This window comes from Desulfuromusa kysingii (assembly GCF_900107645.1).
Classification (GTDB): Bacteria; Desulfobacterota; Desulfuromonadia; order Desulfuromonadales; family Geopsychrobacteraceae; genus Desulfuromusa; species Desulfuromusa kysingii.
Map to the genome: position 1 here is coordinate 112,826 of NZ_FNQN01000001.1, position 19,852 is coordinate 132,677.

Annotated in this window: 25 protein-coding genes; 20 read left to right on the forward strand and 5 right to left on the reverse strand. The window is 46.8% G+C overall.

Annotated features, from left to right (window positions below; translation table 11 throughout):
* Positions 1-29: 29 nt before the first annotated feature.
* The 4 genes from BLU87_RS00570 to BLU87_RS00585 are packed head-to-tail and all read left to right on the forward strand — an operon-like array spanning position 30 to position 1,648.
* Positions 30-251: a hypothetical protein gene (locus BLU87_RS00570; RefSeq protein WP_092343993.1), complete on the forward strand. Its 222-nt coding sequence runs from the start codon at positions 30-32 to the stop codon at positions 249-251.
* Between the two features lie 24 nt (positions 252-275).
* On the forward strand, positions 276-854 hold the full coding sequence (locus BLU87_RS00575) for a hydrolase (protein WP_092343994.1): 579 nt from the start codon (positions 276-278) through the stop codon (positions 852-854).
* Positions 854-1,207, forward strand: coding sequence for a TraR/DksA family transcriptional regulator (locus tag BLU87_RS00580; RefSeq protein ID WP_092343995.1), 354 nt, complete (start codon positions 854-856; stop codon positions 1,205-1,207). Before BLU87_RS00575 ends, BLU87_RS00580 begins: the two co-directional genes overlap by 1 nt.
* Positions 1,208-1,210: 3 nt before the next feature.
* Positions 1,211-1,648, forward strand: coding sequence for a DMT family transporter (locus BLU87_RS00585; protein ID WP_092343996.1), 438 nt, complete (start codon positions 1,211-1,213; stop codon positions 1,646-1,648).
* 136 nt (positions 1,649-1,784) lie between these two features.
* Here the strand turns inward: BLU87_RS00585 and BLU87_RS00590 are convergent, their stop codons facing one another.
* Together BLU87_RS00590 and BLU87_RS00595 are read right to left on the reverse strand one after the other, a co-directional pair.
* Positions 1,785-2,717 (reverse strand): PLP-dependent cysteine synthase family protein, encoded by a 933-nt coding sequence (locus tag BLU87_RS00590; RefSeq protein ID WP_092343997.1) that lies wholly within the window; start codon positions 2,715-2,717, stop codon positions 1,785-1,787.
* On the reverse strand, positions 2,717-4,558 hold the full coding sequence (locus BLU87_RS00595; RefSeq protein WP_092343998.1) for a UbiD family decarboxylase: 1,842 nt from the start codon (positions 4,556-4,558) through the stop codon (positions 2,717-2,719). The genes BLU87_RS00590 and BLU87_RS00595 overlap by 1 nt, the downstream gene beginning before the upstream one ends.
* 211 nt (positions 4,559-4,769) lie before the next feature.
* On the opposite strand from BLU87_RS00595, the gene BLU87_RS00600 reads away from it, so the two are divergent.
* On the forward strand, positions 4,770-6,377 hold the full coding sequence (locus tag BLU87_RS00600) for a sensor histidine kinase (protein WP_092343999.1): 1,608 nt from the start codon (positions 4,770-4,772) through the stop codon (positions 6,375-6,377).
* Here BLU87_RS00600 and BLU87_RS00605 read toward each other — a convergent pair whose 3' ends face one another.
* Positions 6,378-7,796 carry a sigma-54-dependent transcriptional regulator gene (locus BLU87_RS00605; RefSeq protein ID WP_092344000.1) on the reverse strand — a complete coding sequence of 473 codons (1,419 nt, stop codon included), beginning with the start codon at positions 7,794-7,796 and terminating at the stop codon, positions 6,378-6,380.
* A 505-nt stretch (positions 7,797-8,301) separates the two neighbouring features.
* On the opposite strand from BLU87_RS00605, the gene BLU87_RS00610 reads away from it, so the two are divergent.
* The 9 genes from BLU87_RS00610 to BLU87_RS00645 all read left to right on the forward strand — a co-directional run bounded on the left by BLU87_RS00610 (position 8,302) and on the right by BLU87_RS00645 (position 14,298).
* The gene (locus BLU87_RS00610) at positions 8,302-8,544 is read left to right on the forward strand and encodes a hypothetical protein (protein ID WP_092344001.1); all 243 of its coding nucleotides are present in this window, start codon (positions 8,302-8,304) and stop codon (positions 8,542-8,544) included.
* Between the two features lie 29 nt (positions 8,545-8,573).
* Positions 8,574-9,014: a DNA-binding transcriptional response regulator gene (locus tag BLU87_RS00615; protein WP_245706317.1), complete on the forward strand. Its 441-nt coding sequence runs from the start codon at positions 8,574-8,576 to the stop codon at positions 9,012-9,014.
* Positions 9,015-9,572: 558 nt separating this feature from the next.
* Positions 9,573-9,818 carry a hypothetical protein gene (locus BLU87_RS00620; protein WP_092344002.1) on the forward strand — a complete coding sequence of 82 codons (246 nt, stop codon included), beginning with the start codon at positions 9,573-9,575 and terminating at the stop codon, positions 9,816-9,818.
* 25 nt (positions 9,819-9,843) lie between these two features.
* Positions 9,844-10,002 carry a hypothetical protein gene (locus tag BLU87_RS17255; protein ID WP_175498221.1) on the forward strand — a complete coding sequence of 53 codons (159 nt, stop codon included), beginning with the start codon at positions 9,844-9,846 and terminating at the stop codon, positions 10,000-10,002.
* Positions 10,003-10,089: 87 nt separating this feature from the next.
* A complete protein-coding gene (locus BLU87_RS00625) occupies positions 10,090-10,611 on the forward strand; it encodes a cytochrome c3 family protein (RefSeq protein ID WP_092344003.1) in 522 nt (173 codons plus the stop codon).
* 37 nt (positions 10,612-10,648) lie between these two features.
* Positions 10,649-11,587, forward strand: coding sequence for a 4Fe-4S dicluster domain-containing protein (locus BLU87_RS00630; protein ID WP_092344004.1), 939 nt, complete (start codon positions 10,649-10,651; stop codon positions 11,585-11,587).
* Positions 11,588-11,589: 2 nt separating this feature from the next.
* Positions 11,590-12,846 carry an NrfD/PsrC family molybdoenzyme membrane anchor subunit gene (nrfD, locus tag BLU87_RS00635; protein WP_092344005.1) on the forward strand — a complete coding sequence of 419 codons (1,257 nt, stop codon included), beginning with the start codon at positions 11,590-11,592 and terminating at the stop codon, positions 12,844-12,846.
* A 125-nt stretch (positions 12,847-12,971) separates the two neighbouring features.
* Positions 12,972-13,805 (forward strand): hypothetical protein, encoded by an 834-nt coding sequence (locus BLU87_RS00640; RefSeq protein WP_092344006.1) that lies wholly within the window; start codon positions 12,972-12,974, stop codon positions 13,803-13,805.
* A complete protein-coding gene (locus BLU87_RS00645) occupies positions 13,786-14,298 on the forward strand; it encodes a menaquinol oxidoreductase (protein WP_245706318.1) in 513 nt (170 codons plus the stop codon). The genes BLU87_RS00640 and BLU87_RS00645 overlap by 20 nt, the downstream gene beginning before the upstream one ends.
* Positions 14,299-14,340: 42 nt before the next feature.
* On the opposite strand, the gene BLU87_RS00650 is transcribed toward BLU87_RS00645, so the two are convergent.
* Positions 14,341-14,622 carry a peptidylprolyl isomerase gene (locus tag BLU87_RS00650; RefSeq protein ID WP_092344007.1) on the reverse strand — a complete coding sequence of 94 codons (282 nt, stop codon included), beginning with the start codon at positions 14,620-14,622 and terminating at the stop codon, positions 14,341-14,343.
* Positions 14,623-14,812: 190 nt separating this feature from the next.
* Entirely contained in the window at positions 14,813-15,445 is a 633-nt protein-coding gene (locus BLU87_RS00655; RefSeq protein ID WP_175498222.1) for a class I SAM-dependent methyltransferase, read from the reverse strand.
* 158 nt (positions 15,446-15,603) lie between these two features.
* Between BLU87_RS00655 and BLU87_RS00660 the strand changes: the two genes are divergently transcribed.
* From BLU87_RS00660 to BLU87_RS00685, 6 genes are all read left to right on the forward strand, one after another.
* The gene (locus BLU87_RS00660; protein ID WP_092344597.1) at positions 15,604-16,518 is read left to right on the forward strand and encodes an ABC transporter ATP-binding protein; all 915 of its coding nucleotides are present in this window, start codon (positions 15,604-15,606) and stop codon (positions 16,516-16,518) included.
* Positions 16,519-16,524: 6 nt separating this feature from the next.
* Positions 16,525-17,307, forward strand: coding sequence for an ABC transporter permease (locus BLU87_RS00665; RefSeq protein ID WP_092344009.1), 783 nt, complete (start codon positions 16,525-16,527; stop codon positions 17,305-17,307).
* A gap of 26 nt (positions 17,308-17,333) precedes the next feature.
* Positions 17,334-18,209 carry an Hsp33 family molecular chaperone HslO gene (gene hslO / locus BLU87_RS00670; protein WP_092344010.1) on the forward strand — a complete coding sequence of 292 codons (876 nt, stop codon included), beginning with the start codon at positions 17,334-17,336 and terminating at the stop codon, positions 18,207-18,209.
* Positions 18,210-18,463: 254 nt separating this feature from the next.
* Positions 18,464-18,820, forward strand: coding sequence for an NADH-quinone oxidoreductase subunit A (locus BLU87_RS00675; protein WP_092344599.1), 357 nt, complete (start codon positions 18,464-18,466; stop codon positions 18,818-18,820).
* The gene (locus tag BLU87_RS00680) at positions 18,811-19,329 is read left to right on the forward strand and encodes an NADH-quinone oxidoreductase subunit B (protein ID WP_092344011.1); all 519 of its coding nucleotides are present in this window, start codon (positions 18,811-18,813) and stop codon (positions 19,327-19,329) included. Before BLU87_RS00675 ends, BLU87_RS00680 begins: the two co-directional genes overlap by 10 nt.
* Before the next feature lie 27 nt (positions 19,330-19,356).
* A complete protein-coding gene (locus BLU87_RS00685) occupies positions 19,357-19,839 on the forward strand; it encodes an NADH-quinone oxidoreductase subunit C (RefSeq protein WP_092344012.1) in 483 nt (160 codons plus the stop codon).
* Positions 19,840-19,852 lie beyond the last annotated feature (13 nt).

Genomic DNA, 19,852 nt, shown 5'->3' on the forward strand with positions numbered 1-19,852 from the left:
GTGGCCCCTTTCTCGTTACGGGGAAAATAATGACTTTTAAAGATCTGATCTGGCCCATTGTTGCTTTCACCTCATATATTTGCGGTGGACTGCTCACTTTTGGTGGCGCCGGACTTATCATCTTCATGAAAGGAAAAGACCTCTGGGGCTGGGGAGAAGGACATGCTCTAGGGTATTTGTTTGTGTGTGTGGGCTTGGTACTGTCAATTCTTGGTGTCTTGATTATGCGTATTTTGCGTAATAGAATTTAAAACTTAATCGAACGGGAGAATACGATGGGTGTAGTTAAGGATAAATTTTGGCTCGATGCAGAAAAAACAGCACTAGTTATTATTGATGTACAAGAAAAGTTGGCTCCAGCTATGAATCAGAGTCTGTATGGTCAGCTCATTCAACATACGAATTTGTTGATCGAAGGGTTTAAAGCCCTCGGTCTTCCAATCATTGCTACCGAACAATATCCGCAAGGTCTAGGGCATACGGTGACAGAGCTGCCTGGTGTTGCATCACAAGACTGTATCGAAAAAATGACGTTCAGCTGTTGCGGGGACGATAAGTTCATGGCAGCTTTGGAAAAAAGTGAGGCTAAACAGGTTTTGATTGTTGGTATGGAGACACACGTATGTGTTTTCCAGACTGCTCTTGACCTTCTGGATCGTGGCTATGTCGTCCATCTCGTCAGTGATGCCCTGTGCTCACGTTTTCAGAGTGATTATGCCAATGCGATCAAGGCTTCTGCCAGAGCTGGAGCGGTGATTACGACAACCGAAACAGCCCTCTTCCAATTGGTTAAAGTTGCTGGAACGGACAGCTTTAAGGCAATATCAAAACTGATTCGTCAACGGACTGCTTGATGGATGAATTGACAGCCTCTGAACAACTGCAATTACAGCAAAAGTTGCTGGAGTTAAAGGCAGAACTGGAATTGTTGCTGATTGAGTCTGTCGCTAGCAGCCAGACTGTCGCTCTAGACCAACCTATTGGCCGTTTATCGCGAATGGACGCTTTACAGCAACAGGCGATGTCGCAAGCGAATCGTTCTGGACATAAGCAACGCTTGATCTTGGTGGAAGCCGCTTTGCAAGCGATCAAGTCAGATCGCTATGGTGAATGTCGACGTTGTGAAGAGCCGATTGGTTACGCTCGTTTAAATGTCCGTCCCGAATCTCCTTTTTGTCTGCGATGTCAAAAGATGAGTGAAAAATAAAATATGCCTACTATTATTCTGATGCTTCTTATGGTGGTCGGTGGGGTTGCTGTTGCAGTACAACCTTCAATCAATGCACGATTGGCAGAAAAGACTGGTTTTTTACAAGCAGCGACTATCTCCTTTGCTGTTGGTACGCTGATTCTTTTGCTGGTCTCCCTGAGCAGCGGGCAGGGAAGTTTTCGTCGCATCCCTGAAGCCGCCTGGTGGCAATTATCGGGTGGCTTATTTGGCGCTTTTTTTGTCACGATGACCATCGTTGGTGTCCCCAGGATAGGGACAACGGCGGTTCTGGCTTTAACGATCGTGTCACAATTATCCGCCGGCTTGGTGATGGATCACTACGGATTATTTGGCATGCGTGGCATCCCTATCGATTTCAAGCGAATGGTGGGGGTCGTGTTTTTATTGGTTGGCGTGTTTCTTATTTGTCGACGTTAGCAAGAATCTATCTGGTTGATGATTTTGAGAGCAGAGACAAGGTTGATCTACAGTGGGCACTTGGTTGGTTATAAAGCTCATCTGTAAATCCATGGTGTCTCTGCACATTTGCAAGTATAAACACTCTTACCCCTTATCAGGGTGGACAGGCAGCACAACTGGAGCGAAACAGGTTGGTGCTTAGGTAACGATCACCGCGGTCGGGGAGCAGCGTCACAATTGTGCCACTGTTGATATTGTTTGCCACTTGAAGTGCTCCTGCCACTGCAGCACCACTTGACATGCCAACAAAAAGCCCCATGGTGAGGGCCAGTTTACGGGTCATTGCATAGGCGTCTTCATCTTCAACCAGCCGTTTATCTGCGAGCCTTTTGGGTTCGTAAATTTCTGGGACAATGGCTTCATGCATGTTTTTAAGTCCCTGAATCTTGTGGCCTAAACCTGGTTCAACGCCGACAATCTTGACCTGTGGTGCATGTTCCGAAAAATAACGACTGATTCCCATCAGTGTCCCAGAAGTCCCCATTCCAGCAACAAAGTAATCAATGCGACCTGCAGTCTGTTGCATAATTTCAGGCGCTGTCGTTTCGTAGTGGGACAAGGGGTTATTGGGGTTTTTATACTGGTTGGGCATAAAATAGCTGTCCGGGGTTTGTTCTAAAATTTTGTGGGCAAGACGAATTGCACCATCGGTCATCTGGCAGCCCGGGGAAAGAACCGTTTCAGCTCCATATGCTTCCAGTATCCCGCGTCTTTCGGTGCTGACACATGCAGGCATAACCAGTTTGACCTTGTACCCTTTCGCTGCGCCGATCATCGCGATTGCAATGCCCGTGTTTCCGGAGGTGGGTTCAAGTATGATCTTATCTGCTGTCAGTTCACCCGTTTTTTCCGCTTTGTTGATCATGTACAAGGCGGGTCGATCTTTCACTGAGCCGCCGGGGTTGCTCCCTTCCAATTTGGCGAATAGCCGCACCTTTGGATTTTCGGTCAGGGCAGAGAGATCAACCATCGGGGTATTGCCGATGGAGTCAAGCAAATGGGGAATTTTCAGGTTTTGAATAGACATTAAATGATTCCTTGTAAGGGGCCACCATGGGTCGCAAGTTGATCAACCTGTTTTTCGATTTCCGGGTCGTCAATTAAAGCTGGGGCATGATGAGGTTTGCTGCGAGAATCAATGACCAATGAACCGCTACAGCCCCAATGTTTAGCTGTCGTAAAGCTGCCGATTCCATAGATGTCAGCGGCGGGATTGGAGCGGGTAAAACCGACCCAGAGCCAATTGTTTAAGGTTGCAGCGCAAAATTGACTATCGTCCACAATCAAGATGAGAGGGAAATGGTTGATGGGGTTATCCGGCTCAAACTTTTTACAGAAACGGAGCAGGTGCGGGTCTTCACCAGGGTGATAATTGTTGCAGCTTGGACCTTGAACAAGCAGTACTCCAGGGATAGCGATAGTGGGTTTTGTGAAGCCACGCGGTAAGGTAATATTCTCAGGGATTGTGGTCGGCAAGTTGCGTCGCTTGGCTCCAACAGCGGCAATAACCGCCTTTGATCCCTGATTCAAGCCATGACCACTATAATCCAGGGTGTCCATTGTTGTTGCTGTTTGAAAGTGGAGATCACGCTGCCAGTCGACCCTTTCCAGTAGGTGCTGAAAAAAGGCCGGAATCTGGTTGATATCTAGATTTGGATCATCGTTTTCGGCGACAATGAGCAGGTATTTTGCCAACGAGAGCTGCCCCTGTCCCAGAATGGCATTGGCTTGAGTCAGAAGTTCCTGTGGGCGCTCAAGCTCGCTATAGGGGGTGTAACGTTCACTGCCAATGGCAAGCAGGAGCGGATGCACGCCTGCGGCATCGACAGCATGGACTGCTTTTATCCCTGGCAGGACATCAGGGATCAGCGCCCCCGTTAATTCATGGATAAATTCGCCGAAGCTGGTATCTTCCTGCGGTGGGCGACCGACGGTAGTGAAGGGCCAGATGGCATCCGGGCGATGGTAGACCCGCTCCACATTAACGATGGGAAAATCGTGTGCCAAGCTGTAGTAACCAAGGTGGTCACCAAACGGGCCTTCTGGTTTCTGCTGTTTGGGATCGATCGTACCGCATATAACAAAGTCAGCTTCGGCAGGCATGGGTAAGAGGCCGGACGGTTGGACCAGCGGGATCCGGTGCCCGCCGAGAAGGCCGGCAAAAGATAATTCCGGCATCCCTTCTGGCAGAGGCATCACTGCTGCAATAGTCAGACTTGGAGGTCCACCGACAAAAATATTGACGAGGAATGGTTTGCCGAGTTCCAGCGCTTCCCGGTGGTGAACGCCGATACCACGATGAATCTGGTAATGGAGACCAATCTCCTGATTTTGGATATACTCATTCCCTGCTATCTGGACACGGTACATACCCAGATTTGATGAACGGAATCCCGGCTGCCGACTGCTTTCGCTGTAGACTTGAGGCAGGGTGATGAAGGCGCCGCCATCGTCGGGCCAGCTTTTTATCTGTGGCAGTTCACCGAGGGTCGTCTGATTCCATAAAATCGGCGCTGACTTCACTTTCTTGGGGAGTAGATGAAGGGCCGCCGGGACACCAGCCAGCAGCGAAGCAGGTGATTTCAATAAGCTCTTGGGATCAAGTTTTAATTTGATGAGGGTTTCAACTTGCTGCAAAGTATCGCGAAACAGATATCTGGTCCGCGCCAGGGTGCCGAAAAGATTGGCGACCGCCGGAAAGCGACTGCCACTGAGGTTGGTAAAGAGGATGGCCGGTCCCTGATGTTGATAAACCCGTCTCTGAATTGCGCCAGCAAGCAAATTGGGCTCGATGGGCTGAGTGATACGGATGAGTTGACCACTACTTTCAAGTTCATCGACAGCCTGTTTAAGCGTTCTGTATCCCATTTATAACCATCCGATCTTGGCAATGTTGAAGAGTTATTTTATACGTTAGCGACACGGAAAAGGCAATGCCTCCGAAGTTCCGCTGTCATCAGGAGCCGGAATGATTTTAATCTCAAACATTAATAATTGATTCAAAAAAAGTCCGCTCTCCAGTATGGTTAACTATTCTCTGATGATTAGCCGTCTCTGTTTTAGCATTGAGGAGCTTTGAATGCGTATCCGCTTGGCACTGAGATATACCGCTATATCAAGTCTGATTCTGCTCGTGGTGATGTCAATTTCTGCTTATCTGCATATTGAAAAAGTGCAGAAGGTTTTTGCTCAATGGACCGTACAGGAAGCAGGAGAACTTTCGGAGATGATCGTGCGTGATTCCCACCACCTCATGCTGGCTGACAACAATGAGCAGCTACAGCTCATGATAGAAGATATCGGCCGTAATCCTCGCATCAAAAGGGCTCGTATCTTGGGAAAAGAGGGTGTCGTCGTTTTCTCGATGAATAAACACGAGATCGGCACGACATTAGGGGAGAACGATGAGAGTTGTTCCTTTTGTCATCTCACAGGATCAAAAGTGTTAGTTGATGTGCCAATTGAGGAGCGCAGTAGAACTTTCTCTGATGAGAACGGGACACAATATCTGAGCATCACTCGCGGAATTTATAATGAACCCAGTTGCTATACGGCGGCCTGTCACGCCCACTCCGCTGACGAAAAGAAGATCGGGGTGCTGGATATGGTTGTTTCTCAGGGACCGATGGTCGATTTGGCCCATTCCCATCATAAAGATGTCATTGTCTCTACTATGGTGATGTTGATCATCTTGTCCCTGTGCCATTATTTTTTGACCAGAAAGCATATTTGTGACCCTATTCAAGGGTTATTGGTGCAGACGCAAGCCCTTTCTGCCGGAGATTTAACCGCGCGGGTGAAACACCTCTCTGGGGATGAAATTGGCGAGTTAGGGGAGTCGTTTAATGTGATGGCGGATAATCTTGCTCAGGCACAGATTGAATTGAAAGAGTGGGGCTATACGCTGGAACATAAAGTTGAAATGCGCACGGCTGAGATCACGGATATGCAAGGACAACTGTTACGTTCTGCCAAATTGGCTTCGATGGGAGAACTGGTTGCTGGAGTGGCGCATGAAATCAACAATCCTCTGACCGGAATCTTGATGTTTGCCTCGCTGTCGTCAAAAACTCCGGACCTGCCGCAGCAGGTTAAAGAAAATCTGGAATTGATTGTTGCGGAAACGGGACGATGTGCAAAGATTGTTCGTGGCCTGCTGGAATTTGCACGGGAATCGTTTCCGGAGAAAAATCCTGACTCGATTAACCGGATTATTGAACATACCTTGGAACTTGTCTCGCATCAGATTATTTTTCAGGATGTTGATATTCGCTACCAGGGAGAGGACGGACTTCCTGATTTGGAGGTCGATACGGACCAACTGCAGCAGGTTTTCCTCAATATGCTTATCAATGCCGGTCAGGCAATGCCCAGTGGTGGGACGTTAAAAATCACGACAAAATTGCTGGAAAAAAGTCACGAAGTTGAAATTATTATTGAAGATACTGGAGCGGGGATCAGTCAGGAAAATCTGGATAAGATTTTTGATCCGTTTTTCTCAACTAAGGCCCAAAAAGGTTTTGGGTTGGGATTGTCTGTTTCCTACGGAATTATTAATAATCACGGTGGCCATGTTGATGTAAAAAGCCGTGAGGGTGAAGGGACGCGGTTCTCCATTTATTTACCGGTTGCGCAGACAGTGTCGTTGGAGGAACCGGACAACGGGGAACCCTCTGAGGAAAGTTAATTATATGTGGTCTTTGACTGAAATTCCCAGTTTCTTAAGCAGCGCCTGAAAGTTAGGCCTCAGCATCCCGGTCTCTTCCGCAGCCTTGGTAACGTTCCAGCCGTTTCTCTCCAAGGCAGCGTAAACGAAGGCTTTTTCCACGGGCTCAACGGCTTGTTCGCGAGCAATCCGCTTGACCTCTTTGAGCTCGTCAGTGTTAATCGGAGCTGGAATGTCATGAAGGGCAGACTCAATCTCTTGTGATGTTGGTAGTTCCAGACTCTCTCTATGGATCAGATTCCCCTGAGACAGGACCACCGCTCGTTCGATAATATTTTCCAGCTCACGGACATTCCCTGGAAATGGATAGTCATGCAATGCCAGGTGGGCATCAGCAGAAAGTCCCTTGATCTCTCGACCGACTTCTTCTGAGAACTTCTTCAGGAAATAGCCGATCAGGAGGGGGATATCACCTGCACGCTCGCGCAATGGCGGTAAGCTAATCGGGATAATATTCAGGCGGAAATAGAGGTCATCACGGAAGGTTCCTTCCTCAACCATCTTGTCCAATCCCCGATTTGTTGCGGCGATCAAGCGGATATCAATCGGGGTCGCTTTGGTTCCGCCAATGGGAGCCACTTCGCGCTGTTGTAGCACCCGTAACAGTTTGGCCTGAGTCGCCATACTTAGATTGGCAATCTCATCAAGAAAAAGGCTCCCGCCGCTAGCAACGCTAAACAGACCAGGCTTGGACTGGGTCGCCCCGGTAAAAGAGCCTTTGACATGTCCGAATAGCTCACTTTCAAGCAAGTTTTCAGGTAACGAGTTGCAATCGATAGCAACAAAGGGTTCTTCTTTGCGTGGGCTGTTATTGTGGATGGCTCGGGCAACAAGTTCCTTGCCTGTTCCGCTCTCTCCGGTAATCAGTACCGAACTGGCTGTCGGTGCAACTTGAAGGATCCGTTGGAAGACCTTCTGCATCGCTTCACTTTTACCAATAAAAGAGTCGGCAACAGATTCATCGGGAATGCTTTCAGAAATAATCTCAGACTCAAGGTTGAGCAGTCTTTGTTTGATCGCCGCTTGTACTTTTTCGACGATCTGGTCTGGCAAGAATGGTTTTGTGAGATATTCGAATGCTCCATTCTTCATGGCGTCAACCGCAGAATCAACGGTTGCAAAGCCGGTAATAATGATGACCGGAACGTTTGGCTGGAGAACCGCAATAGTTTTTAAAACCTCAATACCCCCCATGATCGGCATTTTCAGGTCGCTGATAACGACGCTGAAGCTGTCTTTCTGCAGCTTCTCCATGCCAACTTTACCATTTGGAGCAACGATGACCTGATATCCTTCTAATGTCAGCGCTTGACGAAGGCCTTCACGGATAACGGCTTCATCGTCAATAACTAAAATTTTGTGTACAGAATTTTCGCTCATGATGGTCTTGATTGCTTTCTGAGTCAGATAAACAAAAACCAAAAATGTTAAAATATTGAAATTTCAAAGCGTTTTATACTAATAAGGGAAGTGGAAACAGTCAAGAAATAAGTCGCAGGAACGGCTATTGCGAGGGGATTTTGAGGCTGAAAACGAAGCTGTAGGTGTTCGTAATGAACATTTAAATGCTCCAGGTCTTGTCGGTGAATAAATAAAATATGCAGCAAATTTATGAATATAAAATCGGTTATTTGTAGATAAGATCAACAAAAACAGGAGGTTAACGATTTATAGCCGAGGATTTAAGAACTTTTGTCATGTTTGGCCTGTATGAAAAAAATATTCTATGGCTGTTTGGTCATGCGCATCAATTTTCGCTTAGGTCATAAATATCCTGCGATAACAAGTAGTTGTGAGTTCTGATGTGGTTTTGTAAGGTTTTGGCATAACTCATGTATATATGTTGATGTGAGGAAATAAGATTCAAAACACCATGGAGGTTGTGATGAAAGATATGATGCGTAACAGTGTGATGACTTTGGTTTGTGTTCTTTTTGCGGTATCTAGTTCGGTGGCGGCAACGGCACCCGCAGAAGAGGGCGGCTCATTGTTGTTGATGCTGTTTATCGGTTTTTTTGCCTTGATTGTGGTTTTTCAGTTGGTTCCAGCGTGCTTATTATTTGTTGGGATGTTGAAGGGGCTTTTTGCGCGCAAGCAAGATGCAAAACCCGAGGTTCCAAACCGCTAATAACCCTTGTCTGCAAGTGAGGTGAAGTTATGAATGGTCTTCTTATCGCAAACAAGGATCAGGGTGCACGGGAACAGTTGGCCCAGGTGTTTAAGGATGACGGCTACGAGATTACGACTTCTGTTTCAGTGGTGAATTCACTTGCGGGAATACTTGATAAAACAGTGCAGGTTGTCTTGCTTAGCGGGACATTGGATGAACAGCAAATCTCAAAGTTTGTCCCACTATTAAAGAAATGTAATCGCAATCTGTCGATTATTCTGGTGGCAGATGAAGTTCCTCTGGAGTTGCTGCGAAGAATCCGCAAGGAGGGTATTTTCTATCATGCCTTAAGGCCTGTCGGGAACGAGGGCTGGGAAGAAATTCGGCAGGCGGTCAGTTGTGCTTTTGCAAGCTACTCTGCTCGTCAAGGGGGTATGGTGTCTTCTTCAAGATTGAAGAAACTGCAGCCGTCGCCCGAGTTATTCTAACATTATTGCCACTTGTAAAGCAGGGAGGTCTGGATCTCTTGCAGCCGCTTTGGGATCTGTATTTATCCTTTTCGAACGAAATCATGGATATATCTATATAAAAAAAATATTCATTTAACCGTATACTGTATACAATTTATATGGATCGGTAATCTTCATATTTCTTAGTAGGTTATGGATTCGTCAGCGACAGATATGGGGCGCCTGAAGTTCTTTTTGTGTATATATTTTATATACTGCAAAAGAGGATTGGACTGGTTATATTTTATGATTTAATCCCGTAAAAACAGTTATTTATTGTTTTGTCATGAGTTCTCGAAAGAGTGGCATGACCTCTGCATTCCATAGCCCGGCATTGTCGCTTTCAGGGGTGTTCACATTGCCTGATTTTTGCCGGTTCATTTGTCATATTCTGCTGCAAAGAAAAACGTTTCAATGAAATGCGTTCACACGTATAATTGCCGAAATTTATAACTGTGTTTGATAATTACATTTGTTCTTCCGCTCGTTTCTGCCGCCGGAGAGGACAGATCTAAACTTTTACACGAGGAGGATTTAATGCGAGGAGTAAAAACGTTACTGACAACTTTCACCTTGTTGCTTGTGGTTGTCTCCCCTGCTTTGGCAACGGATACGACCAAAACCTACAATAGCGGTATTTTGGTTCTTCTGTTTGTCGGTTTCTGTGCTTTATTGATTATTGCGCAATTAGTGCCTGCTGTTTTGGCGTTGTTTGGGATGACCAAAGAAGGCGCTAAGGGCGCATCAGGAAGCAAGCTGGCCGCATCGGCAAAGAAACACTGAATTATTTATTTGAGAGGTAATTGCGATGTTCGATTTTTTTATGAATGTTGGTCATGTTGAGCAGATTTACACCGTTGTAGATTACTACACCTACATCAAAGGGCTTGAATATCTGCTGTGTCTGTTGTTCTTTACTTTTTTCCCCATGTTTTACCGTTACATCAATGGCGGCGACGAGGATTAATCTGTTTGGGTCAGCAGACCGTTTTTTAATTTCTCTGAAGGCAGTGATTGCGCTGTTGACAGAATTGAGAACTAAGGAGTAGAGGCTATGGTAAATGCCGGTAAGCAACTTATAACAGGGCTTGGAGTTTTATTGCTGTTGGCAGTCCTGTCCACGAGTTGTTATGCAATGGATTATCCAGATGAGGTCGAACTGGATTCTCTGGCGGATTTGTACGAGCCAGTGGTTTTTGATCATGCGATGCATGTTGATGTCACAGAAAACTGTTCTGAGTGCCATCATCACACCACAGGAACAGGTGTCGCAAACGAATATTGTGCTAAATGTCATACGGGTGATGTCGAGATGGATGTGGTGGCCTGTCAAGACTGTCACTCTGCCGATCCTGTTTCTATCGAGAATCTACGTAATCCCCAACCAGGTTATTCTTACCATAACGATCAGCCGAGCTTGAAAGCAGCTTATCACTTGAAGTGTCTGGGTTGTCATCAAAATGTTGATGGCCCGACAGGTTGTGAAGACTGCCATGCAAAGACCGAGGCTGGTGATAAATTCTATCGTTCTGGAGAGTTTGCTCCGAAGGAACCGGCACACTCATCTGCTCATTGATGATCGCTGTGTGGGATAATAATAAGGAGATTTGGTTATGAGTAAAATAACACGTAGAAAATTTTTAGCCGGAAGTGCTGCTGGTGGGGCTGCCATGATGATGACCCCGGCCAAGAAAGCATTTGCTGCCGGTTCATTTGAGGGTTTTCCCGATGGCATGGGCGTGTTGGTGGATTTGACCCGTTGTGTCGGATGTCGTACCTGTGAAGCTGCCTGTAATGTTGAGCAGAAACTTCCTGAGCCTGCGCTACCATTTGACGATACTTCCGTCTTTGATGAAATGCATCATGGTCAGAAACGACGCACGACTGATAAGGCCTATACGATTGTGAATCGCTATGAGCCAAAATCAGCTGACGAACCTCTCTACCGCAAAATTCAATGTAATCATTGTAATGAGCCTGCATGTCTGACGTCATGTTTTGTTAATGCTTACAAAAAGACGCCTGAAGGTGCTGTTATCTACAATTCCAAAGTATGTGTCGGTTGTCGGAACTGTATGATCGCTTGCCCATTCCACATTCCTGCTTACACCTACAGTTCAGTTTTAAACCCAGTCATCAAGAAGTGTATCTTCTGTTACGACACGCGTCTGAAAGAGGGGCGGCCACCGGCATGTGTTGAAAGTTGTCCGCAGCAGGTGATGACTTTTGGTAAACGGAAAGATCTGATGGTGATTGCTCACGAACGGATCAAAAAGAATCCTGGTAAATATGTTGATCATGTTTACGGTGAAAAGGAAGTTGGCGGAACCGGATGGTTCTATCTTTCCAATGTTCCCTTTGAAGAAGCTGGCTTTGATGTCAACCTGCCGAAAAAGCCGATTATCGATAACGTCAAAGATTTCCTGGCCATCGTGCCTATGGTCTTGACGATCTGGCCAGCGCTGTTTACAGGTTTTCACCTGCTTGCAACGAAAGGAAAATCTCACGGTCATGGGGATGATAACAGCCACGATAAGCAGGAGGGCCACTGATAATGAAAAAATTAGCAACTTATGGAGTTAAGCCTCACGATGCGGCCCTCAAAGCAGATGGTAAGCAATGGTCTTTGATGGAAAAACTGCTATTAGGTTTGACCCTCGATCAATACATCGGCCAGGTTTTGCGGAATAAGCTCAACTGGGTTCTTGCCATTATCTTTGCCATTGGTATCCCGGTCATTATTTACCGTTTTATTTTCAGTCTTGGTGCGGTGACTCACGCTTCCTATGATTATCCTTGGGGACTGTTCCTTGGTTTTGGTCTCTTTTGTATGGTGCCGCTGTCGGCTTCCGGTTTTATGCTTGGAACGACTGTGGAAATTTTCGGACGTCATGACTTCGAACCGATAGAACGCCTTGCGTTGCTCAATGGCTTGCTGGGATACTTCTTCGCCGTTGTCTATCTTCTAGTCGACCTTGGACAACCTTGGCGTCTCTCTTATCCGATGGTTTACTCTTTTGGCCCTGCTGCCGTTCTCTTTCTGGTTGGCTGGCACGTTGCGACCTATCTGTCTGTGCAGGTTGCCGAAGTGTCAACGGCTTTCTTCGAGTGGATTGGCTTTAAGCGTGGATACGATTTTATCCGCAAGGGGACTGTTGGTTTAACCGTCGCCGGTATTATCCTTTCCACTTTGCATCAGGGCGCTCTTGGAGCACTGTTTTTGTATGCGCCAGGCAAAGTTCACCCGCTTTGGTACTCTTCTGCATTCCAGTGGATTCATTTTTTCACCTCTTCTATCCCCGCTGGTCTGAGTATGGTCATCTGCGTCAGTACCATTGTTATTTATACGATGAAGTGGCGTTGTGATCAGCGTTTTATCGATAATCTCGACCGGATTACGATTTCATTGGCCAAGGGTGCTGCGATGGGCTTGAGCACTTACCTCATTATCAAACTTATTGCTGTTGCGCATGACAATGAGTGGGCTTATCTGGCGACTGGTTGGGGAACCTGGTGGTTGTTGGAGATCGTCGGCTTCGTTTTTGCCCCGTTGGTTCTTCTCTCCTATGCGATTCGCCACAAACTTGTTGGTTTGTGTCGTGTCGGTGCTTTCTGGGTTGTGGCAGGAATTATTCTGAATCGCTTGAATACAGCGTTGATTACCTTTAACTGGCAACTTTATCAAGAGATTCCACATAAGTTTGAGATCATTATCAGCGTTACTATTTTTGCTATATATGTGACGACTTATCGCTTCATCTTGAATCGTTTGCCGATCCTTTATAAGTTCAAACCGCAAGCGGATGAGTAAATAACTTGTTGTGCCCAGCGACACCTCAACACGTTCTATAGAATAATCGGTTTACCAGGCCCTGACGAGTGGATCTCTCTCCATTTGTCAGGGCCGTCTATATCCAACCTTGGAAGCGAGGGTATATGTTTGATAACTTGATCGCCAGGGCTATTGTTCCCGTGACGATTGCCGTCACAGGATTTGTTATTTTTGGTTGTTTGCTGCTGTACTCTTTTATCAAAGCGGATTTGACCGCCTCGGCATTCCTTACTGCAAATAATTGTGCTGATACTGTTGTCAAATCGACAAAATCTGCCATGCTCGAAGATAATCAGCAGGCGATACAGAATATTGTTGAAAACATCGGTACCCGGGCTGATGTGAAATTAATCAAAATATATGGTCAAGACGGGAAAACCCGTTATTCCGGGCGCAATGATTTTGAATCCCTATCAACAACTGCCGAGGCGCATATTGCCAGTTTTTTGGATTCTGAGTTGGGGCAAACAGAGGTGCAACGCCATGAGATAGATCATGACAATGGTAATTTGATCATCTCTTTGCCTATTTTCAATGAACCCCAATGTTCAACGGCAGATTGCCATTTTCATGCTGATGAAGAGGAAATTCTTGGTTTTTTTAGTATCGGCATATCGAGTCACCATCTCGATGAAACGCTGACATTGCTAAGAAACCGGATGATAATTTTTAGCGTTATGGTCTTGTTTTTGACCGTTGGCGGTGTGACTGCGCTGTTGAGGATGAACCTGTTTCTGCCTATTTTGCGACTGACTTACAATGCAGAGCAGGCATCTCAGGGCGTTGCGGAGGCTGATCTGCCGAAATCAGATCATAAGCTTGGAAAATTAAATAGAGATTTTCGCTTAATTGTTAAGCAGCGTGATCAAGCATTGTTGGCTTTAAAAGCTTTGGAAACCCCAAACAGAAATGTAGACAATGGATCCGATCAAGCATGAAACAGAAGATCCTCTGCCGGACATTAATCCTCTACGTGAACAGGTTAAGACAAAGATTAAAAAACTAGAGTTACTCTCTAGTACCGGCCTTTGGATTCTTGCCCTTTTTACGATGCTGAGTATGGGGGCATTTCGCAACTTTGATTTTCTGCCGCCATTAAGCGATAGTCTACGTGCCGCTTTGGGGACGGGACCGCCTGTTAAATATATTAATGGGGCTTTAGTTGTTTATGGATTCTCGGCGATCATATTAATTCTGACTCAAATGGCGAGTGATAAGAAGCCCCGTGGTGCCTTAGGCCATTTTGGTTATCTTGGTGCCTTTTACCTTTTTTATCATTTTTCCGCAGGGTTGGCTGAAAACTTCTGGGCAATTTTTGCGGTTGGTTTGACCATCTTGGGGTTGCATAGCTATCATGTCTGGAACTACTACCACGAAAGAATTCAAGAGCAGACAGAGATATTGCATGAGTTGGATAAACTTATGGATTGAAAACCCGTTCAGAGCGAACGGGTTTTTTGTTGTCAAGGTCGCTCAGTCTGTCCTGTCAGTGATCTCAATAAGGTGATAGCCAAATTGGGTTTTGACTGGACCCAGAACTTTTCCAACTTCTCCACTGAAAACAACATCATCAAATTCTTTAACCATTTGTCCCGGGGTGAATTCACCTAAGGCTCCACCTTGCTTTCCTGAAGGACACTTAGAATGTTGCTGAGCTACTTTTTCAAAATCGGCCCCAGCTTCGATTTCTGTTTTAAGGTCATTGCACTGTTCCTCAGTAGGAACGAGGATGTGACGTGCGCTCGCTTTTGCCATAGTTTGTAATCTCCTTGTTGTGGGTGTTCGCTCTGTCAAGATATTCCCGAGTTGAAGTTATGGAAAGGTTCGCTCGGAACGTCTATCGTAAGGCTATTTTGGAGCAGTTTCGCAAATCATGCAACCTTCAACGGCCATTAGTTGTAAAGGTGGTTGATCGATATGGGTTCAAGTCGGTCAACGTTCTGAATCATGCTTTTCTAGCTGAACCCCGAATGGTCCGACGTACAAATGATGGCGTTCCTGCCATTGGTGCTTCAATACACCGCTCGATCTCAAGCCCTGAGGTCTGGATGGCTACAGCGGTGTCACGAGTCAGACGACAGTTCCCAGCACAAAGACTCCAGAAAGGTTCAACTCTGCGTTGCCAGTGTAAAGTCTGGGGATGGTCGGAGGCCACATGTTCGAGAAAAAGAAGAGTCCCCTGGGGACGGAGTAAGCGGTAGATCTCGCTGAGGCTTCTGCTCAGGTCTGGGACGGAGCAGAGAACCAAGGTTGAGACAATGGTGTCAAATGAAGAATCCGGCATGCCGGTGGTTTCAATCTCCCAGGAGGTGATGTGGACCGGGATTGTTGGCGTCGTGAGGTTTTTTTTCTGCAGAATTCTACGCATCTGCGGATCGGGCTCGCTCAAAGTGAGTTGTGCAATATGTCCAGGGTAGTGTTGCAGGTTAACGCCCGTACCTGCTCCAATTTCCAACACGTTGCCTCGGGCTTGAGAAAGCAAGTTGCTTCGCCACTGCTGCAAGCACCTTTTTTCGGTGTTACGCATGGCGAAATCATAGCTTTTAGCCAGCAAGTAAGAATGCACTTTTTTCAGCAAAATAGGTGTCTCTCTTGAGTTCATCCGACCTGAATATCGAGGTGGGCATATTTTTATGATGGTGGAGTTTGCCTGCTCTGTCAAGACGTTGCGAAACATTGTCAAATTGTTGTTCCTGGCCCCTTGTCAGCACGTGCATGCGGTTGTATATTCGCGCAATGGATGCACTTGTTATAAAAAAACTATGTAAGTCTTTTGATGATGTCCCTGTGGTTAAGGGGGTGGATTTTGCGATCAAAGAGGGTGAAATCTTCGGTTTGTTAGGACCTAATGGGGCCGGGAAGAGCACTACGATCAATATGATTGCAGGCGTTGTTCGTCTGGGCTCGGGCAGTATCACTGCCTTTGGTTATGATAACCAGAAGGACTACCGTTATACTCGCAGAATGCTGGGCGTTGTTCATCAGGAGATTGTTATTGACAACTTTTTCACTGTGAATCAGGCCTTGCGGATGCACGCTGGGTATTATGGGGTAAAGGACGATCCCGCCTGGCGCCACCTGCTGGTTGACCGTCTCGGATTAAAGCCACACTTGAATAAAGTTATGTTGAAGTTGTCGGGTGGCCTCAAGCGTCGCTTTATGATTGCCAAGGCGTTGATTCATCGACCACGCTTGTTGATTCTCGATGAACCCACGGCGGGGGTTGACGTTGAACTGCGCCATGGCTTATGGGCGTTTGTGCGAGAAATCAACCAGCAAGGGACAACCATACTATTGACAACTCATTATCTCGAAGAGGCTGAACAAATGTGTGACCGAGTCGGGATTATGAACCATGGAGAGTTGATCGCCCTTGAAAACACGCAGGCATTGATCCGGCGTTTGGCCAATCGACAATTGAGTCTCTGGTTGGACAATCCGCTCCTTGTCCCTCCCGCAGGGTTGGAGCAATACTCTCCAAAGCTCAAAGAGGAAGGTATGCTGCTGTTGTTACATTTGCCCTCTGGTGAAGGGGCTGGTCCTGTTTTGCGGAAACTTACCGAGTCAGGCATGAGGATTCGAGATGTTGAAACGGAGCAGAGCGGGTTGGAAGAAATTTTTATCCACCTGACCGGACTGGAAGGGGGGTAGTTGGTTATGAGTGCGGATTCTAAATATTATCCCTGGCTTCCCTTTGTTACTTTGCTGCGCAAGGAGATTCTCCGTTTTATGCGGGTGTCTACGCAGACTCTTCTGACCCCTATTGTGACCGCTTCCCTCTATCTTTTTGTCTTCGGAGCGACCCTTGGGGATCGACTCCATGTGCTGCCCGGATTCAGCTACGCTCAGTTTGTTGTTCCGGGATTGATTATTATGGGGGTGATTAATAATACCTTTGCTAACACCTCATCCTCTTTGTTCATGTCGCGGTACCTCGGTGGGATTGTCGATCTGCTGGTCACCCCTGTGAGCCCACCACAGTTTATCATGGCCTACACGCTAGCGGCGATGTTACGTGGATTGCTGGTTGGAACAGTTGTCTGGCTGATTTCCACTGTCTTTGCTGCGCTGCCTTGGGAATCCCCCTTGTTGGCTGTCCTTATGGCCGTTATTGCCAGCTTTTTGTTTGCCCAGTTCGGGTTGATCGCTGCTATTTATGCCCATAACTTTGATACTCTTTCGATGTACAGTAACTTCTTGATTCTGCCGCTGGTTTATCTTGGTGGCGTTTTTTACCCCATTTCTATTCTCCCTGATCCGTGGGGGACTTTCTCCTATCTCAATCCCTTGTTTTATTTGATAGACGGATTTCGACATGCCATCATTGGTGTCGGTGACACCAGTTATCTTGTCGCATTTGGAGTGAGTTTTGGCATTGCTACCATCTTGTTTTTCTGGGCTGCGTGGTTGATTGGCAAGGGGTATCGTTTGCGCGCCTGATTTTGAGAAACATTAAGGATGATAAAATGGAAGATTATTTGCTTCGGGTGGTCAGCCCTGATGGGATGTTTCGTGCCGCAGCAACGGTATCGACGCAACTGGTGCGCACCGTTTGTGAAAAGCAGCAGACCGATTATACCGCGACAGTCGCGCTGGGACGGTTGTTGACTGGCGGGGCGCTGCTGGGGTGCTTGCTAAAGGGGGAGCAACGGCTTGCTTTGGTTATGGAGGGAAATGGTCCTTTGGGGAAGGTTAGCGTTGAGGCTGATGCCCGAGGGAGGGTTCGCGGGACGGTCCGCAATCCAGTTGCAGGTTTGCCCCCGGTAGCAGGGCGATTTGATGTTGCTGGCGCTATCGGTCGTGCTGGATTTCTGCATGTGTGGAAAGATCTGGGACTGAAAAAACCGTACCAAAGCATGCTGCAATTACAGAGTAGTGAAGTTGCAGAAGATTTGGCGTGGTATTTAACCAGCTCAGAGCAGGTTCCATCAAGTCTCGGTCTGGGAGTCGAGCTGGATGTTGACGGTCGGGTTGCCGTTGCCGGAGGGTTTCTGGTGCAGACTCTGCCGAATGCGGATTCTGACAAGGTGGATCTCCTCAGTGAAAGGATAAAGGCGTTGCCACCGACGACCACACTCTTCAAGCAGGGAATGAATCCTGCGGAGATTCTCGGAGAAATATTTTCCTCTGCCGATTTTAGTATTGAACAGCAAATTCCTTTACAGTTCTACTGCCCATGCAACCAGCAGCAGATCGAGAAAATGTTACTTGGTCTTGGTGCTGAGGAGCTGCGTTCTCTGACTGAAGAGAACGATCCGGTTGAGGTTGTTTGCGAATATTGCCGTCATCATTACCGCTTTAACCGAAAGCAGATGTCTGAGCTAATCGAAATGGCAAAATGACAGCAAATATTGTCTCTGCCGTCCTTCTGTAACGGCTAAAGTAATACCGGCAAAAAAAATATCTTCAGCTGAAAACTGCTGTAATATCAAATGTCAACCATATAACCCCAGACATCATAATTGCATACAGTATACGGTATTTCTCTTGACATATCAGGGGAATTATCCTAGTTTTTCACACGCTGCGGAGGATGCTGACAGCTTGTCAGTTGCAGTTGAATGGTTTGGTCTCTTCTAAGGAAGGAGCGGTTTTTATGCTGGAAACTTATCTGCCGATTCTTGTTGTTATCGGAATCGCATTTGCTTTTGCACTTGGATCGGTTGTTCTATCCCGACTCATTGGGGTGAAAAAGCCAAGTGAGGTCAAGTTGGCCCCCTACGAATGTGGGATGCCCATCATTGGCTCAGCGCAAGAACGATTCTCAATAAAATTTTACATTGTCGCGATGCTTTTTATCCTCTTCGATATTGAAGCTGTTTTCCTCTACCCTTGGGCTGTGATGTTTAAGCGCCTTGGGATTTTCGGCTTTGTGGAGATGGGGGTATTTGTCGTCATTCTTCTCGTCGGCTTTGTCTATGTATGGAAAAAAGGAGCTCTGGAATGGGAGTAGAGCAACCAAAAACGCTCGGTAGCGGATTTGTTACCACGAGTTTGGACAAGTTAGTCAACTGGTCACGGGCAAGTTCTATGTGGCCCATGACTTTTGGTTTAGCATGCTGTGCTATTGAAATGATGGCAACTGGTGCCGCTCGGTTTGACCTTGACCGTCTCGGGATTCTTTTTCGTGCATCACCACGTCAGGCTGATGTCATTATCATTGCTGGGACTGTCACCAAGAAAATGGTTCCTGTTATTAAGACTGTTTACGAACAGATGCCTGAACCACGCTACGTTATCGCGATGGGAGCTTGCGCTTCATCGGGGGGGATTTTCGACACTTACAGTACGGTCCAGGGCGTTGATGAATTTCTGCCGGTTGATGTCTATATTCCCGGCTGCCCACCGCGTCCAGAAGGTCTCCTCTATGGCTTGATGAAACTGCAGGATAAAATCAGGGCAGAGCGGAATACCTTTGGTGCTGCAATTGGTGTCGGTGACGTCATTCACAACAAGGCCTGATGGCCAGTTGAATAATAGGAAGAATCAATGAGTGCTCAAGCAATTGTTGAAAAATTAAAAGCAAAATTCTCTGCAGAGATTCTGGATGTTGTCGAGTTTCGTGGAGAGACCACTGTTACTGTGAAAAAAGAGCAGATTGTTGCTATCTGCACGTTCATGCGTGACGATTTTGGTTACAATCTGCTGTGTGACCTTTGTGGGGTCGATTATATGGGGCAAACACCACGGTTCATGATGGTCTATAACCTCTATAATATTACTACAAAGGAGCGGTTTCGCATCAAGGCTCCGGTTGCAGAAGAGGGTGCCAATATTGATACCGTGAGCAGTGTCTGGGGAACAGCCAATTGGCATGAACGGGAGTGTTGGGATCTGTTGGGCATTAAGTTCAACAATCATCCTGATATGAGGCGTATTCTGATGCCGGCTGACTGGGAAGGCCACCCATTACGCAAGGATTATCCCGTACAGGGGCCTGACCGTGAACCCTATAAGGGACGACTTTCCTAACCAACGCTATAAT

Bases quoted from the DNA above. Each gene is read 5' to 3' on its own strand.
- BLU87_RS00570 (WP_092343993.1), top strand. From the start codon at position 30: ATGACTTTTAAAGATCTGATCTGGCCCATTGTTGCTTTCACCTCATAT.
- BLU87_RS00575 (WP_092343994.1), top strand. From the start codon at position 276: ATGGGTGTAGTTAAGGATAAATTTTGGCTCGATGCAGAAAAAACAGCA.
- BLU87_RS00580 (WP_092343995.1), top strand. From the start codon at position 854: ATGGATGAATTGACAGCCTCTGAACAACTGCAATTACAGCAAAAGTTG.
- BLU87_RS00585 (WP_092343996.1), top strand. From the start codon at position 1,211: ATGCCTACTATTATTCTGATGCTTCTTATGGTGGTCGGTGGGGTTGCT.
- BLU87_RS00590 (WP_092343997.1), bottom strand. From the start codon at position 2,717: ATGTCTATTCAAAACCTGAAAATTCCCCATTTGCTTGACTCCATCGGC.
- BLU87_RS00595 (WP_092343998.1), bottom strand. From the start codon at position 4,558: ATGGGATACAGAACGCTTAAACAGGCTGTCGATGAACTTGAAAGTAGT.
- BLU87_RS00600 (WP_092343999.1), top strand. From the start codon at position 4,770: ATGCGTATCCGCTTGGCACTGAGATATACCGCTATATCAAGTCTGATT.
- BLU87_RS00605 (WP_092344000.1), bottom strand. From the start codon at position 7,796: ATGAGCGAAAATTCTGTACACAAAATTTTAGTTATTGACGATGAAGCC.
- BLU87_RS00610 (WP_092344001.1), top strand. From the start codon at position 8,302: ATGAAAGATATGATGCGTAACAGTGTGATGACTTTGGTTTGTGTTCTT.
- BLU87_RS00615 (WP_245706317.1), top strand. From the start codon at position 8,574: ATGAATGGTCTTCTTATCGCAAACAAGGATCAGGGTGCACGGGAACAG.
- BLU87_RS00620 (WP_092344002.1), top strand. From the start codon at position 9,573: ATGCGAGGAGTAAAAACGTTACTGACAACTTTCACCTTGTTGCTTGTG.
- BLU87_RS17255 (WP_175498221.1), top strand. From the start codon at position 9,844: ATGTTCGATTTTTTTATGAATGTTGGTCATGTTGAGCAGATTTACACC.
- BLU87_RS00625 (WP_092344003.1), top strand. From the start codon at position 10,090: ATGGTAAATGCCGGTAAGCAACTTATAACAGGGCTTGGAGTTTTATTG.
- BLU87_RS00630 (WP_092344004.1), top strand. From the start codon at position 10,649: ATGAGTAAAATAACACGTAGAAAATTTTTAGCCGGAAGTGCTGCTGGT.
- nrfD (WP_092344005.1), top strand. From the start codon at position 11,590: ATGAAAAAATTAGCAACTTATGGAGTTAAGCCTCACGATGCGGCCCTC.
- BLU87_RS00640 (WP_092344006.1), top strand. From the start codon at position 12,972: ATGTTTGATAACTTGATCGCCAGGGCTATTGTTCCCGTGACGATTGCC.
- BLU87_RS00645 (WP_245706318.1), top strand. From the start codon at position 13,786: ATGGATCCGATCAAGCATGAAACAGAAGATCCTCTGCCGGACATTAAT.
- BLU87_RS00650 (WP_092344007.1), bottom strand. From the start codon at position 14,622: ATGGCAAAAGCGAGCGCACGTCACATCCTCGTTCCTACTGAGGAACAG.
- BLU87_RS00660 (WP_092344597.1), top strand. From the start codon at position 15,604: ATGGATGCACTTGTTATAAAAAAACTATGTAAGTCTTTTGATGATGTC.
- BLU87_RS00665 (WP_092344009.1), top strand. From the start codon at position 16,525: ATGAGTGCGGATTCTAAATATTATCCCTGGCTTCCCTTTGTTACTTTG.
- hslO (WP_092344010.1), top strand. From the start codon at position 17,334: ATGGAAGATTATTTGCTTCGGGTGGTCAGCCCTGATGGGATGTTTCGT.
- BLU87_RS00675 (WP_092344599.1), top strand. From the start codon at position 18,464: ATGCTGGAAACTTATCTGCCGATTCTTGTTGTTATCGGAATCGCATTT.
- BLU87_RS00680 (WP_092344011.1), top strand. From the start codon at position 18,811: ATGGGAGTAGAGCAACCAAAAACGCTCGGTAGCGGATTTGTTACCACG.
- BLU87_RS00685 (WP_092344012.1), top strand. From the start codon at position 19,357: ATGAGTGCTCAAGCAATTGTTGAAAAATTAAAAGCAAAATTCTCTGCA.